This window comes from Paenibacillus sp. CMAA1364 (assembly GCF_054373195.1).
In genome coordinates, this window is sequence record NZ_JBITNB010000004.1 from 22,359 (window position 1) to 39,421 (window position 17,063).

15 protein-coding genes are annotated in these 17,063 nt (G+C 35.5%); all 15 read right to left on the minus strand.

Annotation, left to right across the window (positions count from 1 at the left end):
* Window positions 1-66: 66 nt before the first annotated feature.
* Window positions 67-1,473, minus strand: a complete 1,407-nt coding sequence (locus ACH8E3_RS04675; protein WP_458631450.1) for an undecaprenyl-phosphate glucose phosphotransferase — start codon at window positions 1,471-1,473, stop codon at window positions 67-69.
* Entirely contained in the window at window positions 1,470-2,378 is a 909-nt protein-coding gene (locus ACH8E3_RS04680; protein WP_458631451.1) for a glycosyltransferase family 2 protein, read from the minus strand. Before ACH8E3_RS04680 ends, ACH8E3_RS04675 begins: the two co-directional genes overlap by 4 nt.
* 96 nt (window positions 2,379-2,474) lie before the next feature.
* A complete protein-coding gene (locus ACH8E3_RS04685; protein ID WP_458631452.1) occupies window positions 2,475-3,410 on the minus strand; it encodes a glycosyltransferase family 2 protein in 936 nt (311 codons plus the stop codon).
* A gap of 91 nt (window positions 3,411-3,501) precedes the next feature.
* Window positions 3,502-4,374 (minus strand): dTDP-4-dehydrorhamnose reductase, encoded by an 873-nt coding sequence (rfbD, locus tag ACH8E3_RS04690; RefSeq protein WP_458631453.1) that lies wholly within the window; start codon window positions 4,372-4,374, stop codon window positions 3,502-3,504.
* Complete coding sequence (gene rfbB, locus ACH8E3_RS04695; protein ID WP_458631454.1) at window positions 4,371-5,393, minus strand: dTDP-glucose 4,6-dehydratase; 1,023 nt, start codon at window positions 5,391-5,393, stop codon at window positions 4,371-4,373. Before rfbB ends, rfbD begins: the two co-directional genes overlap by 4 nt.
* A gap of 15 nt (window positions 5,394-5,408) precedes the next feature.
* Complete coding sequence (rfbC, locus tag ACH8E3_RS04700; RefSeq protein WP_458631455.1) at window positions 5,409-5,957, minus strand: dTDP-4-dehydrorhamnose 3,5-epimerase; 549 nt, start codon at window positions 5,955-5,957, stop codon at window positions 5,409-5,411.
* 21 nt (window positions 5,958-5,978) lie between these two features.
* Complete coding sequence (locus ACH8E3_RS04705; RefSeq protein WP_458631456.1) at window positions 5,979-6,722, minus strand: sugar phosphate nucleotidyltransferase; 744 nt, start codon at window positions 6,720-6,722, stop codon at window positions 5,979-5,981.
* Window positions 6,723-6,743: 21 nt separating this feature from the next.
* Window positions 6,744-8,996, minus strand: a complete 2,253-nt coding sequence (locus tag ACH8E3_RS04710; protein WP_458631457.1) for an LTA synthase family protein — start codon at window positions 8,994-8,996, stop codon at window positions 6,744-6,746.
* 393 nt (window positions 8,997-9,389) lie between these two features.
* Window positions 9,390-9,839, minus strand: a complete 450-nt coding sequence (locus tag ACH8E3_RS04715) for an acyltransferase family protein (RefSeq protein WP_458631458.1) — start codon at window positions 9,837-9,839, stop codon at window positions 9,390-9,392.
* Window positions 9,840-9,913: 74 nt separating this feature from the next.
* Window positions 9,914-10,483 carry an acyltransferase family protein gene (locus tag ACH8E3_RS04720; protein WP_458631459.1) on the minus strand — a complete coding sequence of 190 codons (570 nt, stop codon included), beginning with the start codon at window positions 10,481-10,483 and terminating at the stop codon, window positions 9,914-9,916.
* Window positions 10,484-10,511: 28 nt separating this feature from the next.
* Window positions 10,512-12,293, minus strand: a complete 1,782-nt coding sequence (locus ACH8E3_RS04725; RefSeq protein WP_458631460.1) for a glycosyltransferase family 2 protein — start codon at window positions 12,291-12,293, stop codon at window positions 10,512-10,514.
* Between the two features lie 33 nt (window positions 12,294-12,326).
* On the minus strand, window positions 12,327-13,802 hold the full coding sequence (locus ACH8E3_RS04730) for a hypothetical protein (RefSeq protein WP_458631461.1): 1,476 nt from the start codon (window positions 13,800-13,802) through the stop codon (window positions 12,327-12,329).
* Entirely contained in the window at window positions 13,792-14,718 is a 927-nt protein-coding gene (locus ACH8E3_RS04735) for a class I SAM-dependent methyltransferase (RefSeq protein WP_458631462.1), read from the minus strand. The genes ACH8E3_RS04730 and ACH8E3_RS04735 overlap by 11 nt, the downstream gene beginning before the upstream one ends.
* 24 nt (window positions 14,719-14,742) lie before the next feature.
* Window positions 14,743-16,014 (minus strand): ABC transporter ATP-binding protein, encoded by a 1,272-nt coding sequence (locus ACH8E3_RS04740; protein WP_458631463.1) that lies wholly within the window; start codon window positions 16,012-16,014, stop codon window positions 14,743-14,745.
* Between the two features lie 12 nt (window positions 16,015-16,026).
* The gene (locus ACH8E3_RS04745; protein WP_458631464.1) at window positions 16,027-17,055 is read right to left on the minus strand and encodes an ABC transporter permease; all 1,029 of its coding nucleotides are present in this window, start codon (window positions 17,053-17,055) and stop codon (window positions 16,027-16,029) included.
* Window positions 17,056-17,063 lie beyond the last annotated feature (8 nt).

Below are 17,063 nucleotides of genomic sequence, written 5' to 3' on the forward strand. Positions count from 1 at the left end.
GAGTTCTATTGAATCAAAATTTACTCTAAATTTACAATAAGCTTGTATTAGATTATCACTATCATGTTAATACGCATTATTATTGTTAAAGCCATTCTTTATCGTCTTCATAATAATCTTAATATCTAACAAGATAGTCCAGTTCTCAATATAGAAGATATCATAATTAATCCGGTCCTCTATGGAAGTGTCCCCACGTAAGCCATTCGTCTGTGCCCATCCCGTAATACCGGGACGAACATGATGCTTGACCATGTACTTCGGAATCTCGTCTCGGAATTGCTCTACATAATAGGGTCTTTCTGGACGTGGTCCAACGACACTCATATCCCCCATCAACACGTTGAAGAACTGAGGCAGTTCGTCTATACTTGTCGATCGAATGAATGTACCGAATCGAGTACGTCGAGGATCATTCTCTACTGTCCATCCTGTATCCTCTTCATCTTCCTTCTGCTGCTTCATGGAACGAAATTTATACATCATGAATTTTCGACGATTTAATCCCACACGCTCTTGCTTAAATATAATTGGACCTGGAGAAGTACATCGAACACCTATTGCTACAACTAGCATAATCGGTGAAATCAGTATAATCGTTAAGAAGGAGAATACGATATCGAATAATCTTTTGACCATCTGGTTCCCCACGATATCTAAAGGTATATCTCTTACATTAATCATAGGCATCCCCGCAAAGTTATCGAAGTAAGGTCGAGCTGGCAAGTAATCGAAGAAGTCAGGTATGATCAGTGTCCGTACACCCGCCTTCTCACAGAGCATAATAATATCCTTATATTTAGAGTGAGCCATTAAGGGTAGCGCCAGAACAACTTCATCAACTAGCTCTCGGTTTAGAATATCAGCTAAGTCATCCAAGCTACCTAGAATTGGACTATAATGTTTAGCTTCAATATTATCCCACTCTTGATTATCATCTAGAAAACCAATGACTTCATACCCCAATTCAGGATATTGCTTCAAATTATTGAAGAACCGTTTACCCAGACTACCCGCTCCCACAATTAATACGAATTGTCGGTTATACCCCTTCTCACGGAAATGTTTGAGCGAAGCCTTAAGGAAGTAGCGATAGAATATAATAAAGAACATATTCAATCCTAGATATATGGCTAGATATACTCGGGAGATATCAATCTCTTTCATAATAAACATGATACTAATGAGAACGAACATCGTAATGGAATGAACTTGTATCACTTTAACAAATTCATCTGCGAATCTCTTCTTTCTCTTAGGTGAATAGAGTGTCATCAACAAACCAATAACAACAGCAATTCCGCCATATACTAAGCTCCATAGCGTATATTTCTCAATAGGTAGAGGGGTCTCGTATGCAATCAAGCCACTATTGAATTTAATCCACCAAGCCAGCAGGAAGGAGATCTGAATAACGAGGAAATCAGAAATAATATATAACTTGGTCAATATACCTTGATTACTACGAATCATAATCTCACCTCCAGCTGTTGATCTGTTGAGTTCGAGTGACGCTTAGATGGTGTCAATTTGTTCTTCAATAATGCCATTGTAAATTTCACACCTATCCCCGTATAAACAACCGTGTTCACGATCCAATTGTAACGTTCTTTGTAATGTTTCTGATGAAATATGAACATAGCACGGTGAAATTCATAGATGATTCTTGTAGGTCTACGTCGAGCGCTGCCACCCTTCAGATGAACAATCGTCGTACGAGGGTAATAATATATCTCCCACCCTGCTTGCTTGATCCGATAACACCAATCCACATCCTCACCGTACATAAAAAAGGTCTCGTCCAACCCACCCACTTGAGCGATTGTCTCACGACGTAACATCATAAATGCGCCAACCAGACAATCTACAGGATACTCCTGATTAGGATCTAAATGACCTAGTTGGTATTGATTGAATCTCTTATGATCTGGGAATAATCTCGAAATCCCAAATGCATAATAAAAAGATGCTGAAGGCGTTGGGAACCCTCGGCGACATGCTTTATCCAAATTACCGTTAGGGAGAATCACTTTGCAACCTGAGGCGCCTACGGTAGAATTCTCATCCATGAAAGAAATCATCGTCTGTAACGTATCTGTCTGAATAATCGTATCTGAGTTAAGAAGAAGAACATACCGTCCAATCGCAATGTCCATTCCTTGATTATTTCCTCGTGCGAACCCCACATTATCATCATTAGCAATAAGTGTAGCTTGTGGGTACTCTTTCGTAATTGTCTCTACGGATGAATCAGTAGAGTGATTATCTATGACAATCACTTCATATTGGTAACTTGTATGCGAAGCAAACACCGACTGCAGACAGTCCATTGTTAACTTACAAGTATTATAATTTAGTATAAGTATGCTTAAATCCATATCCAAGGCACTTCCTGACAACTATAGTAATCTATCGACAATATTATACCATATTGGAGGGGGGGAAAGAGTGGAACCTTAGGTGAATGGATAATATTAACGCGAATCTCTTTTATCCTCAATTGCTCTTTTTTTGATTCTCAGATAGGGTAATTGCTGAACAAATGCACGCCATGCACCTAGCACTTTAGGTTCTCTGATTAGGAAGTATCCGTTACTGGCTATCTCATACGGTAAGATACGAATGATAGTTCTAAATAAATCTGCACGATCGATATTCTTATACATCATTTTATAACGATTAATATATGATGCTCTTCTTATAAACAGTGGCTGAGTCGTACGACTTCCTTGTTTCCAGCCCCTAGCATGATAACCTATCGCTTCTGCTACATAGTAAGACTTCCAACCCAATAGATCTGATCTCCAAGAAACGTCGACATCTTCTTTATATGCAAAAAAATCACTGTCAAAGAATTCCCCATTTATGCTGATATCCTCAATCATTCTTCTAGAGTAGAGTGCAGCAGCCCCCGACACGCCAAATACCTCTCCAGATTTATCCCACTTGGAAGAGAGTTCACCCGAACCACGATCAAATGCCCGACAATGAAGATTCATAATTATCCCTGTACTATCCACTATCTCTGTATTCGAACTTAGAAGTAGCTTCCCAGTAGCACTCCCCATATTGAGTTGATTACCTAGTTGCTCGACCAATAGCTTGATATAATCTGGATGTAATCTTACATCTGGGTTTAACACGAGTGCGTAATCAGTAGAAGTAAGCAAAATAGCTTGATTATGTGCTGGAGCAAATCCAACGTTTACTTTATTCTTCACCAATTTAATATTCTGTCTATATCGTTGACAATGTAAATCTATTTGTTGCAAAGTATTATCGGAGGATGCATTATCAACAACGATGATTTGCTGTATAGGATATGTTTGGGCTTGTAATGCTTCTAAACATGTTGATATATCTTCTGAGCTATTATAAGTTACGATTTGTACACTGACAGAACTATTCATAAGCAAATTATCCTTTACGTTGTATATTTACTCTCTATTATAGACGAAACCCTCAATCAATAGGAACCAGATTGAGGGTTTCAAGGTATATCTATTTAGATTTAGTTCCATTCCATTGTTGGAGGAAGTCCCTAAGTCCTTCCTTCCATGGTTGTAAATCTTGAAATCCATTGGTACGAATGGATAGATGCTCCATAACCGAGTTAGCCGGACGATGTGCAGGACGAGGGAATTCATCTGTCGTACAAGGTTCTGGTTGCGCGATGATGTTGAGACCTAAATGAGAAGCCTCTTCAAATATGGCTTGTGTAAATTCATACCATGTACATGAGCCACTATTGGATGCATGGTATATACCATACATCTCAGTAGCCATTAGTTCTAGTAAGAAGTTAGCTAGATCAACCGTATAGGTTGGAGAGCCTTTCTGGTCATCTACAACTTTTAGAGTTGGCTTCTCTTGACCTAGACGCAACATCGTCTTAACGAAATTATCTCCATACACACCATATACCCAAGAGGTTCTAACTATGAAGTATCGTGAAGACAGGCTTTGTACTAATACTTCGCCTGCACGTTTAGACTTCCCGTAAATGCTTTGAGGATTGGTATTATCGTACTCATGGTATGGTTCCAAATTAGTACCATCAAATACATAATCCGTACTGATATAGATCAGTTTAGCACCTACATGCTCTGTAGCCACTACTATATTTCTCGTACCTACGGCATTTACAGTGTATGCAGCATCTATATCTGTCTCGGCAACATCAACTGCTGTGTAGGCTGCACAGTGGATAACAACATCCGGTTGATACTGACCTATCACTTGTTGGCACTGTGTTAGATCTGTAATGTCCAGCTGATGTCGATCACAACCAAGAACATCATGACCGTTATTATTCAGAATAGTAACAACATCCATTCCTAGCTGACCACTTGATCCTGTCACAAGTGCTTTCACAAGGAATCTCCTAGACGCTTCCCGTATTGTTTCACCTGATAGTCTTGGTATTCTCCCGATTGAATACGTGTCCACCAATCTTGATTATCTAAATACCATTTAATCGTCTCTTTAATACCCGTCTCGAAGTTGTGTTTGGGCTTCCATCCCAATTCTTGTGTAAGCTTCATTGGGTCAATCCCATAACGACGATCATGACCTAGTCGATCCTCAACATAAGTAATAAGAGATTCTGGCTTATTCAACTCTTGTAGAATGGTCTTCACGATATGGAGATTATTCCGCTCGTTATTTCCCCCAATATTATATACCTCACCAAGGCGTCCTTGGTGAATGACAAGATCGATCGCACTACAATGATCTTCAACATAAAGCCAATCACGAATATTCAATCCATCACCGTAAATCGGTAATGCCTGATCGCTCAGTGCACGAGATATGATTAAGGGTATAAGCTTTTCTGGGAACTGATAGGGACCATAGTTATTAGAACAGCGAGTAATATTCACAGGAAGCCCGAATGTTTCATGATAAGCACGAACTAATAGATCCCCACCAGCTTTACTAGCGGAATATGGACTATTGGGTTCTAGTGGTGTACTCTCCATAAATAGCCCGGTCTCACCAAGCGAACCATACACTTCGTCCGTAGATACCTGTACATACTTCGTAACACCATATTTCTTCGAAGCATCAAGTAGCACCTGTGTACCTAATACATTGGTCTTTACAAACACCTCAGGTTCCAGAATACTTCGATCCACATGCGACTCTGCTGCAAAGTTCACGACAACATCAATACCTTGTTGAAATACTTGATCGATCGCCTGAGCATCGGTAATATCCGCTTTAACAAACGTATAGTTCGGGTGGTTCTCAACAGACTTTAGGTTCTCTAGATTTCCTGCATAGGTTAATGAATCCAAATTGACAATCTGGTAATTCGGGTGCTGTTGTAACATGTATATAACAAAGTTACTACCAATAAATCCGGCTCCGCCGGTGACAAGCAGTTTCATTTAACAATTTACCCCCTACTCAAAATTAAGTTCCGCATCTTGAAGTAGCGGATGACGTTGATCTTTATCCGAAAGAATGGGACTTGTTGTAGGCCAATCAATTCCTAGTGCTGGGTCGTTCCATAGTATGCCACGATCATGCTCAGGAGAATAGTATTCATCTACTTTGTAGAATACCTGTGTATTCGGTACAAGGGTGCAGAATCCATGGGCGAATCCTTGGGGAACTAGAAGCTGACGATGGTTATATTCGCTTAAGATCACGCCTACCCACTGCCCGAATGTTGGTGAATTACGACGAATATCTACGATCACATCATAGATTGCGCCAGTAAGAACACGGATTAGTTTCGTCTGAGCCTTGGGGTTAAGTTGATAATGAAGCCCACGTAGAACACCTGGCTCTGCGGAAAGGGATTGATTATCTTGGATGAAGTTAAATTTGATTCCCTGTTGTTGCAATACAGCGTCGTTATAGCTTTCCATGAAGTAGCCTCGGCTGTCTCCATGAACGTTCGGCTCGATTATACTCGCACCTAGTAACTGAAGAGGAGTGACTTTCATGCTTAGAATTCCTCCTTATATTTATAGTTTCAATTTCCCGAATGATTCTCCAAAGTCTAAATCTTGGGACAATTCGTTAGCTCGCGCTAATGAAGCATGTGTACCTGCATCCGTCCACCAACCCTGAAGAATATCGAAACTAAGTTCATTACGATTAATATATGCATTATTCACATCAGTGATTTCCAATTCGCCCCGATTAGAAGGTTTCAAAGTCTTAACAATATCAAAAACATTTTGGTCAAACATATAAATTCCTGTTACCGCGTAATCAGATTTCGGATGTTCCGGCTTTTCTTCAATAGAAATAATTCGTTCTCCTTGAAGTTCAGGTACTCCAAATCTTTTAGGGTCTAGCACTTCTTGAATCAGAATCTTAGCGCCAACCTTCTGCTGTTGGAAATTCTGAACGAATGGCGTAATGTCGTCTTCAAAGACATTATCACCTAAGATAACAACCATCTGATCTTCACCAACAAAATGTTCTGCTAGATCAAGTGCTTGAGCGATTCCACCAGCTTCATCCTGTACTTTATATGTGAAGGTCACTCCCATTTCTCTGCCACTACCAAGAAGGTTAACGACATCTCCCATATGGTCCTTACCTGTAACAATGAGAATATCCGTAATACCGGCTTGCTTGAGTTTATAGACAGAGTGAAAGATCATAGGGTATTTCCCTACAGGTAGAAGATGTTTATTAGTCACTTTTGTTAATGGAAATAGACGTGAACCAGTACCACCCGCCAAGATAATACCTTTCATATAGTCAAACCTCCCAATATATTATATAGAAATTTCTTTGCTCGTTAATTTGTAGTACTCATTCCCGTCATTCTTCAGAATTAATCCTATTCTATAATTCCCTTTCGGAAATTCCCCCTTTTGAAGTGTGATATTAAACCCTGAATTCCTATAATCCTTTATATTTTTATAATACTCAGTAACATCAGGTCTAGGAACTAGATTTGTTCCAATCTTGTATCCTTGCAATCTATTCTCTGGGACCAAAACAACATATGTCAATTGATTCTCACTCGATTCTTCTTTATTTATCGCCCACCCATTAATAATAAATTCATTTCTTGTTTGAACTATTTCATCCAATGCATATTCAATGTTTTTATCTTCCACTGGAATATCTACTATTTTAGACTTTTCTAATACCTCCAACTTGAAATCACGAATATATTTAGACAACCGGGCTGTTAAATTGTACTCTAATGTGATATCCGAGATTCGCAATGTTTCATTTGCAATTTTTTTACCAGAATCACAGACAGTTATATCAAATTTTGAAACATCTTCAATAGATTGACAAGTTCCATTTGTATTATCAAAATACATATCTTCATTGATGAATGAACCATTTCTGAAAACCACCAAATTATCTTCATTCCCATCACTCAATAAATTATTCCCCATAAAGAATGCTTCCTTTGGATCAATCCCCAACAAATGTAGCATTGTAGGCGCAATGTCGATTTCTCCCCCAAAGTCAGTAACCACTTCTGAAATTTGGGTCTCAGGAATATGGAATATAAGAGGTATTTGATTTAACATGAAAGTCTGATTTTCATTAACAAGATTTAACTGATTCACTTCTCCCAATGGAATACCCGAATCATGATCTCCATAAATAACAATTAATGAATTTTCATATAGGTTTCTAGATTTCAGGAATTCTATGAACTCACCCAATGCATAGTCCGCATAATTCGCTGAATGAAGATAATCTCCTAACAATGAATTTTCATACTCTCCTAGATTAAGTGTTTTATACTTTTCTGGTATTCTATTATAGGGAGTATGATTAGATAATGTAATTAAGAATGAAAAAAACTTGCCGTCTAAGTTATCTAACTTATTTGAAACTTGTCTAAAAAATGATTCATCCGATAAACCCCAACCAACAATTTCATCGACCACAAAATCATCAATAAAGGCCGATTGATTAAATCCATAGTTTTGGTGCATCTTCAATCTATTCCAATACCCTCCATCGTTTGGATGCGCTGAAAAGGATGTATAACCTTGTTCTTTAAGTAGCTTTGGTAACCCGGAGAATTGGTTATTCGCATATCTAGAACTTACCGCTCCATCACTTGTGGGATACAACGAAGCGAGCGCTAATAGTTCAGCATCTGATGTCCTACCGTTAAATGTCTGTTGGAATATATTATCAAAATAAATGGATTTGTCCAAGAAGCTGTTTAGAATGGGCGTTACTTCCTCCCCTTCAATTTCTAGACCTATCAGGAAGTGTTGTAACGATTCTTCTTGAATCACAATAACATTTTTACCCTTAGCAGATCCAAAGTATTTACCCTTTGGATCAAAGGATTCATTGGATGAATACCAATCTTTCACTTCATTAAATTTCTCTTCTGATAATTCGCTTTTATCTAATAACTTTACAATATATTTATTTATATCGTACACATGATAATTAAGTATACCGAGTTTCTTCACTATTAAAGGTTTATACATAGAACTACCATAGATGTTTTCTTTGTCTAACAATATATCATAAATCTTTATTGACACAAACAAGATACTTATTATAATCATTATAATGACAATGTTTCTTTTAAATCTTATTCGTAAATTAACTCTATTTAATAATAATAGTACTAATATCAAATCAAAAAAGTAGAATGCGTCACTTATTTTGGATATTGACAGAATTGTATCTATTAGACTAACAGCCTGATCTGCGTAAGCCATTGAGAATAAAGAAAGAACATCACCAAAAAAACGAAAATATAATAGATCACCCCATATTATTATACTTCCCAAAAAGTTAACAAATATCAAGATAGTATTTCTTAGAAATCTCTTTCTAATCAGAGATATTAAAAGACACAACAAAAAGACTGATGCAAAGGATGTGAAAATTGCAATTACGTCAAGCTCCATTTTGCTGGAAAATGAGTATGTAATAACCTTTAAAAATAAAGATAAAACAAACCATGGCAATATCCAGTCATTAAGACCAAGAAGTTTATTCCTGCAAGTTGAACCAGTTGTTCTCTCCATGTTTCCTCCTGATGTACTTTCAATTAATTATTATTACTCTACCTTAAATTCTCAGTTCCTAACAATCTAATTATACCATTTACTATTTTGACGACCTTCTACGATTACATTCATTTAACGGTATCGGTTATCTTTATTCATAATCCCATCCCGCCAAACCAGCAGATGATTCCAAGCGCTACAATACAATACTTGGTGAATAATAAGACACACCAAAAAGTATTTCTTTACATTAACAGTTCTGACGCACAAGGTGTAAGTAAGTGGATTTTTATGTTTTTCGACATACACTCCAAGATAAGTAATTGTTCTATATCTATTTGGAATTCCCACTTCTCAATACACTATTGTAATCATTACGTTCAGCAAGACTATAGTTAGAAGGAAAGGGTATTAATTCCTTATATCCTTATTAACAAGGACATTGGACCCAAGGTTACTTTTTAATTTCACCTTAAACTTTAAAGCCTGTTTCTCTACTAGATGCCACGATAGGAATGCAAAGATCAAAATTATTGGTGTGGAAATCATAAAATTAATAATCGGTGAAGATTGATTATTTAATTTCCATTGAACAATTTGCTGTATAGGAAATGCATAGATATATACCCCATAAGAAAAGTCTCCATATTTTGAAACTTTGCTAAATTTACCTTTACCATAATAACCAACAAATATAATCAAGTAAGAACCAAAAAATAGAAAGGCACCCTTAAAGTGTCCTAATTGCATCGTAATCACCAAAGTGAATAAGCAGATCCACGCCCATTTACGGTTTAGTTCAACTTTCTCACGGTATGAATATAATACAGCGCCCATCAAAAAGAATAGAGTTAGTTCCATCAAACTTCCCAACAAAAAGCCATGTACATTTGTATTCAAATATTGAACAGGCATTACATTATTCAAGACAAACACTAGTATAAATAGAAAAAGTACCCCCCTCTTTTTTGGAAGAGACCATAATAACCAACTATTGCTATCCCAATATAACATAGCACCTCATATGGGATTGTCCATATTGAACCATTTACCGCATTTGGGTATAAATTCTGTTCAAAGACACCTGGTAAACTAAACTGTACATCCATCAAGAAGGCATTGTTTATATAGCTCAAAGTAGAATGATTCTTAAAATATTCTGACAAAGGTATCGTTGTTAATAATGGACCTAAAACAATTACAGATAACAATGTGACCACCACTAAACCTGGAAATATCCTCAATAATCGGTTCTTTATAAATTGTGTTATACTTGAATTCTCAAAACTTCTGCTAACTAAAAATCCACTGATTACAAAAAATATAGCTACAGATATTCCACCCAAAGTCCATTGTCCTCCTGAAATCAAGGAGAAGATTTCCGTTTGCTGTCCAGTAAGCGGATAACTGTGAGATAGTATCACTGAAATAGCTGCAATCAATCTAATAAAATCTAAATTATTGGATCTACCTTTTAATTTATTAACTAGAAGCTCCTTATACATTAATCCATCTCCCAAACTATACAAAGATTTATTTCAATATCCTTTTAGCATAATAAAACACTTTATTTCTAACTTTAAATAAAAATGTTTTAAAACTCATTCCCTTAATTTTATAAATTACAGTTGGAGGCTTATTCAATAAATATTCAGCATCTTTAAATATCGATGCCATATTTATCTCGAATTTATTATTAAAATGCTTTTCTCTTACAATTAATAAATACTCATCAAATAACTTTTGTCTTTCTACATTATTAGTTATACTTGCTGGTATTCGATATAACGACGTTAGTTTTTCTACATATAAAAAGTCATATTTCAGGGCATATCTCAACCACAAATCCCAATCTTCCAAAACTTCCAGAGCAAGATCTATCCCACCCAGATCATCATAAATCTCTCTATTAAATAGGACCGTTTGTATCGGGAAATAATTGTGATGCATAAGAACAAGACGATTGAAGGGCTGTCTATGTTGAACATTATGAAACAATTCATTATAAACATATGGCTCTTTGGAGATGATTTCCGTGGGTACTTCAAAACTAATTGAATAGGCCGCTTTTTTCTTAGGATTCTTAAGTAATTGGTCAACCAAGACTTCAATATGATCCGCATAGAGTAGATCATCATCATCTAAAAAATTGAAGTATTGTCCACTCGCAGTCTCTAACGCTATATTGCCAACAACACATCTTCCCACTTTATCTTCAGAAGCTTTATAAACAATATTAAGGTCTGAAAACTCTCGAGTTATTAAACCTTCAGAAATTGCAGGACCATCTTCAACTACCACTACTTCAATGTTTTTATATGTTTGATTCCTTACACTAATTAAAGCTTCTCTCAATACGTTAGGTCTCCCACAAGTCCGGATCAATATCGATACTAAGGGAGTCTCTTCCGGTCTTTCATTAATATAGAATGCTCCTTCTCTAATAATTTCATAATCCCACAATTTGAAATTAGCTTTGAATTGGCTCTTTGTTTTTCTTTTCCAACTTCTAAATTTATATCCTTCTAAGGGGCTTCGTAATAGTCTTGTTATTATCTTCGTCTTATGATTATTAGAAGGACCCTTCACGAACATTAATCCGCTATACATTATTTGGCCTTTAATTATATCTTTTACATTTCCAAACTTATAACGAAGCATTAGGTTCATATAAGTACTGTTATAGAATTGGTTTGGTTTTACTTCTCCAGCACTCATATAGGTAAAGTGGTAGATTATACTTTTAGGTACGTAAATCAATTTATAACCATGAGCTCTGAATCTCCAACTAAGATCAACATCTTCACCGTACATAAATATTCTTTCATCAAACATGCCTATTTCCATGAAGTAATCTCTTCTTACTAGGCAACATGCCCCGCTAGACCAGCTTGTTTCCAACGTAACAGGATTATATACTTTAGGGTGTTCATATGGAAATTGTCGCGCTTCCCAAAGACCAGCATCCTTTGTGCTGCTTCCAACCGCCTTCATTAATTCCGTTATAGAGTCGGGTTCAAGTTCGGTATCAATATTTAAAAAGAAGACATAATCTTGTTCTGACTTTCTAACACCTAAATTATTTGCCTTTCCAAAACCCAAATTATTATCGGACTTAATAATTTGAAAACATCCAAATAAGTCTTTGTTGGAGTATTCTTCTGCTAAATTCACGGTTCTATCGGAAGAGTTATTATCAACCAATGTGATATAAATACTTCCCAAGTCATATTCAACAAGTTCTAAACTCTTTAGGCAATTCTCTATCCACATTTCGGAATTATAACTGACTAAAATAATATCAAGCTTCAACACTCTAGCACCCTCTTAACTTTGTTAGTGATAAAATTACTGTCTATTCTTGAAGAATTGGCCAAGATAACGAATGGGAGCAGTAAGCTTCCAGGATAAGGATCCCTTCAATTCCTTTAATTCTGATCTATAAGTATTTATCTCTTTGTCGTAGACTGCCTTTTCAGATTCAACTATATTTATTCGCTTCAAATAAGCATCAACTTTTCTTGAGTAATGGATATTTTCAAGCTTCGACTTATCTAATGCCTCTTGATAAACACCTATCTCACCTTGAATACTTTCAGTTTTTCTTCTAAGGATCAGTTCCACATATGGAGTAATATTCAAATCTATTCTCATTCTTAGCGTCAATAGTCTTTGAATAGTTTTTGAATTAATATTCAAAAACAATTGAGGATCTTCACCGGTCGATAGAAAAAGGGATTCCCCCTTTTCCTCCAATTGAATAATATTATCGTTATAGGTTATATCCTTCACATTGTAATCTAAGGTGTAACTTGAATCCGTTTCAGATATCTCATGAATTTGAATGGACTCAAAACAGATTACCCCTGGCCGTTCTAGAAGATCGATCCGAAGTGGAAATTCATTGGAATAATTAGAATCCAGAATAAAACTAACCTCCATTATGCCTGAAGATCTAGCACATACCTTAGAGATTATATTATCTTCCGAATATCCCCTCTCACTTGGAAAAAACAACTTCATATTAATCATACTTTGTTCCAATAAATTAGTCACTTTGTTCAAAGAATGTACTTCCTTTACATATCTCCCAAAAAAACCAGCCTTATACCAATCTCCATTGACATAGAGCTGAAAATGCTCTTCTTCCATTATTAAAAATATATCCTTGAGTTCTGAATCTATTTCAAACTTGATTAATATATCTTCAAAGCTAATTAAAGGTTCAATATAATTGTTATATTTCACCCAAAAGGCATATATACTACGAAAAAGGATGTACTTAATAGGTATTTTGAAAGGGAATACCCACTCACAATCCAACAATACATTAGTTCCACGTTCTGTAAAAAACACATTATCAAAGATAAAGTCAACATTCGCAGGGTGTACACATAGTTCATTTTTTAATAATAGGCCTTGTCCAAATATTGTATTGAATTCCTCAGAAGATATAAAGTCTTCCCTATCAGCTGGTTTCAATCCAGTTAATAGATCATTAAAGGATTCCAGAAGTTTGATAAAGCCTACTAAATTACCGTTTAATACCTCGGTTAATAATCTTTGATCCCAGCTTGTACCCTGTATAAAGTCATATACTAGGCATCCATCGATAATCTCCCCAGTCAAGACTTCAATATTTTGATAAACGTCTTTAAGTAAAAGACTATTGTCGTGTATAGCTTTTATATGATTAATTGCCTCACCTGTTAACGGTATCTTTTTCACTTTCGTTACAGAACCATTTTGATAATGAATCGTAGCAATTTGAAATTGTGTTTTTCTTTCTCTATTATATTTAGAATATATAACCTTATTGCTCATTGTTTTCACCTGCTCCATTCTTCTCACAAAGAACTAAAAATGAATTAGCAAAGAAGGGGAACTGTCCATTTTTTATTATGTTTGAATATACCAAGGATTCATTAAACAGCTTCAGACGGTCCATATCATAGTTTGGTGATTCTCCATTAAATCCAACACCTGGAAGAGATTCATCGGAATAAACTTGCTTAGGCATTTTATAATCAGGAAAAGGGTAATGAAATTCCAATTTGCTAAAGCCGCAACTATAAAGTAGGTCTTCCAACTCTATTTTACCAAAGGTTTTAGCTTTTGCGTCTCGCGGATAACCTTCTAAACCATCAAAAAATATTCCTGTATGATCTTCCCTAGCACCCGCCCAATACTTAAGACCAAATTTATTCTCAATAGCCAAAATCAATGTGCCCTTAGGGGCTAATGTGTTGAATATCTTTCCCAGAAAGGTTGAAAATGGCTTGCTACCCTGGGTGAACTGCTCAGCATATTCGAGAACCCCTATTAAGGAAACATAATCATAGGTATTATCAGCTAATGGAACATCGTTTAAATTTCCAACAATCACTTCAAGATTATCACAATTTTTATGTCTCTCAGCTAAAATCTTAGCTCTTTGCAAGGATAATTCAATAGAAGTCACTTGCGATGATTTTTCGCAAAGCAGACCAGTTAAAGCCCCACAACCTGCTCCGATTTCAAGTGTTTTACTACCCTGAGAGAACTCCATCCATTCCAGTAGATTCCTTCTTGTTGGAGATAAATGATAAAGAACTGCCCAGCGATCCTCCATACGAAGAAGTTTGTCAATATCTAAGCCCTTTTTAAGATACTCAAATATTTCATTCTCGACAGTACCGTCACTATATAAATCTTGTCCTGAATAGTAATCAAGATTAACGCTCACATTTCCAATCTCCACTATTATCCTCCATACTCGGTTTATTTATTTTAACTTCTTTAATTCCACACTGGAGTTCACATCAAAAAAACCAACCGTATTTTTTTCGGAAATTACAATTAAGTTCAGCACATCATATAAGCGATGATAGATCTGCAGTTCACCCAATTCGTATCCTGTACACCCTAGTGATATCAGATATTCTCCATTTTGTAGCGGTAGCTTTTGTTCAAAAGAAATCTCGTATATACTTCCTTCAATTGCAGATCCGGTATTCACACTCTCAAACAAAGTGTTAGTTCCAGTTAAATCATTTCCCTTAACATCTTTGATAGTGTACGCAAATATTGGAGATTGAACCTCTACAGCGAATTTAACTCTTAATTTAATTTGAAACAGTTGATTTTTGACGACATTTGTTACAATTTGATCATCCAGATTAAACACACCATAATCATAGATTTCAGCCTTTTTATTTCCGTATTCAACATGATTAGGATTTTTATTAGGAATTCTGTTAATCCATTCTGCATTATTATAATCATCAACAGAAGTAATATCTTCTTGCTTGACATCTTTATAATATGAATCGCTAACTATTTTTTTATAGAGGTCGACCATTTCCTTTGATGGTCCCTCTGCAATAAACTCACCTTCATGCAATAATATTGATCGATTACAGTATTTTATAATACTTCCCATATCATGACTCACAAACAAAATAGTTTTTCCCTTTTCGGCAAATTCCTCAAACTTATTGTAGCATTTACTTTGAAAGAAAATGTCCCCTACAGATAACGCTTCATCTACTATTAGGATATCAGGGTCCACATTTATAGCCACTGAAAATGCTAGTCGTGCAAACATACCGCTACTATATGTCTTTACAGGCTGGTTTATAAAATCTCCTATATCTGCGAAATCGATAATGCTCTGCAGCTTCCCTTGCATCTCGTCACTTGGATAGCCCATCATAGTACCTTGAAGATATATATTCTCCAAACCAGTAAATTCGGGATTAAAGCCTGCTCCTAACTCAAGTAGGGCAGAAATTCTACCATGACTACTAATCTCACCCGTAGTCGGATACAAAACACCTGTAATTATCTTCAAGAGAGTCGATTTGCCTGAACCATTTTTCCCTATTAGTCCAATTGTTTCACCCTTAAACACATCAAAATTGATATTGTTCAGAGCATAGTGTTCCTTATGATACTTTTTCCCGGTTATATTCAACGACTCTTTCAGTCTGTAAATCGGTTTTTCATATAATTTATATACCTTTTTTAAATTCACAACAGATATTACCTTTTCCATTATTACTGCCCCCTATAATACATCTGAAAAGTGGGATTTCAATCTCTTATTAACAAATATGCCCAGCAAAAACAAAAGAACACTAACCAACCAAAAATAAGCTGCATACAATGGTTTCTCCGTGAACCAATGATGATATAAAAAGGAATCTCTAAATCCATCAATGATATATACCATAGGATTCAATTGAAAGAAATTAGCTAAAAATTTTGGTGCGTCATCAGTATTCCACACTATAGGAGTAAACCAAAAGCCGAATTGTAGTATTATACCTATTATCTGATTAAGATCCTTGAAAAATACTGATACAGTAGATGTTAATAGTGTGAGACCCATACATAAAAAAATAAGGCATACTAAATAATAAAATATTTGTAGATTATATAACGAGAATGACCCTCCATATAATAAATATGTTGAAATTAAAATTACAATAAAAAAGGTATTAATAAGAGATATAGAAAGCAATTTAACAAAGGGTAACACATTTATATTAAAAACAACTTTCTTCACTAAATAGCTATATTCAACAAATACATTCGTAACACCACTTAAGGCTTCGGAAAAATAGAACCAAGGCACAATACCCATCATAAACCATAATATAAAGGGAATGTCTTTAATGTTAGAAGTTTTGAAACCAATCTCAAAAACAAACCAATAGACACCAATCGTTAATAAAGGCGAAAGAATAGCCCAAAATATACCAAAAAACGAACCGGAGAATCTTGATTTAAAGTCATTTTTGGCAAGCTGTAGTATCATGCTTCTTGAGCGGTATATGTCAGAAAAAAAGTAAATAAGATATTTCTTTCCAATGGCTTTCAGTATTAACGCAATCATCGAGAAATATATAACTGATAGCACGATGATAAAGACAAACTTTAATCCCCCACCTTGTATTACCCCTGAAATAAATTGTAAGTCTCTAGGAGAAGGTTCTTGAAATTTGTAAATATATAGTAAACTTAAAACGCTACTCAACAAAATAAAAATTACTAACTTCATTTTTCTAATCTGAATCATATTTCTAAATTTCATCCATATAC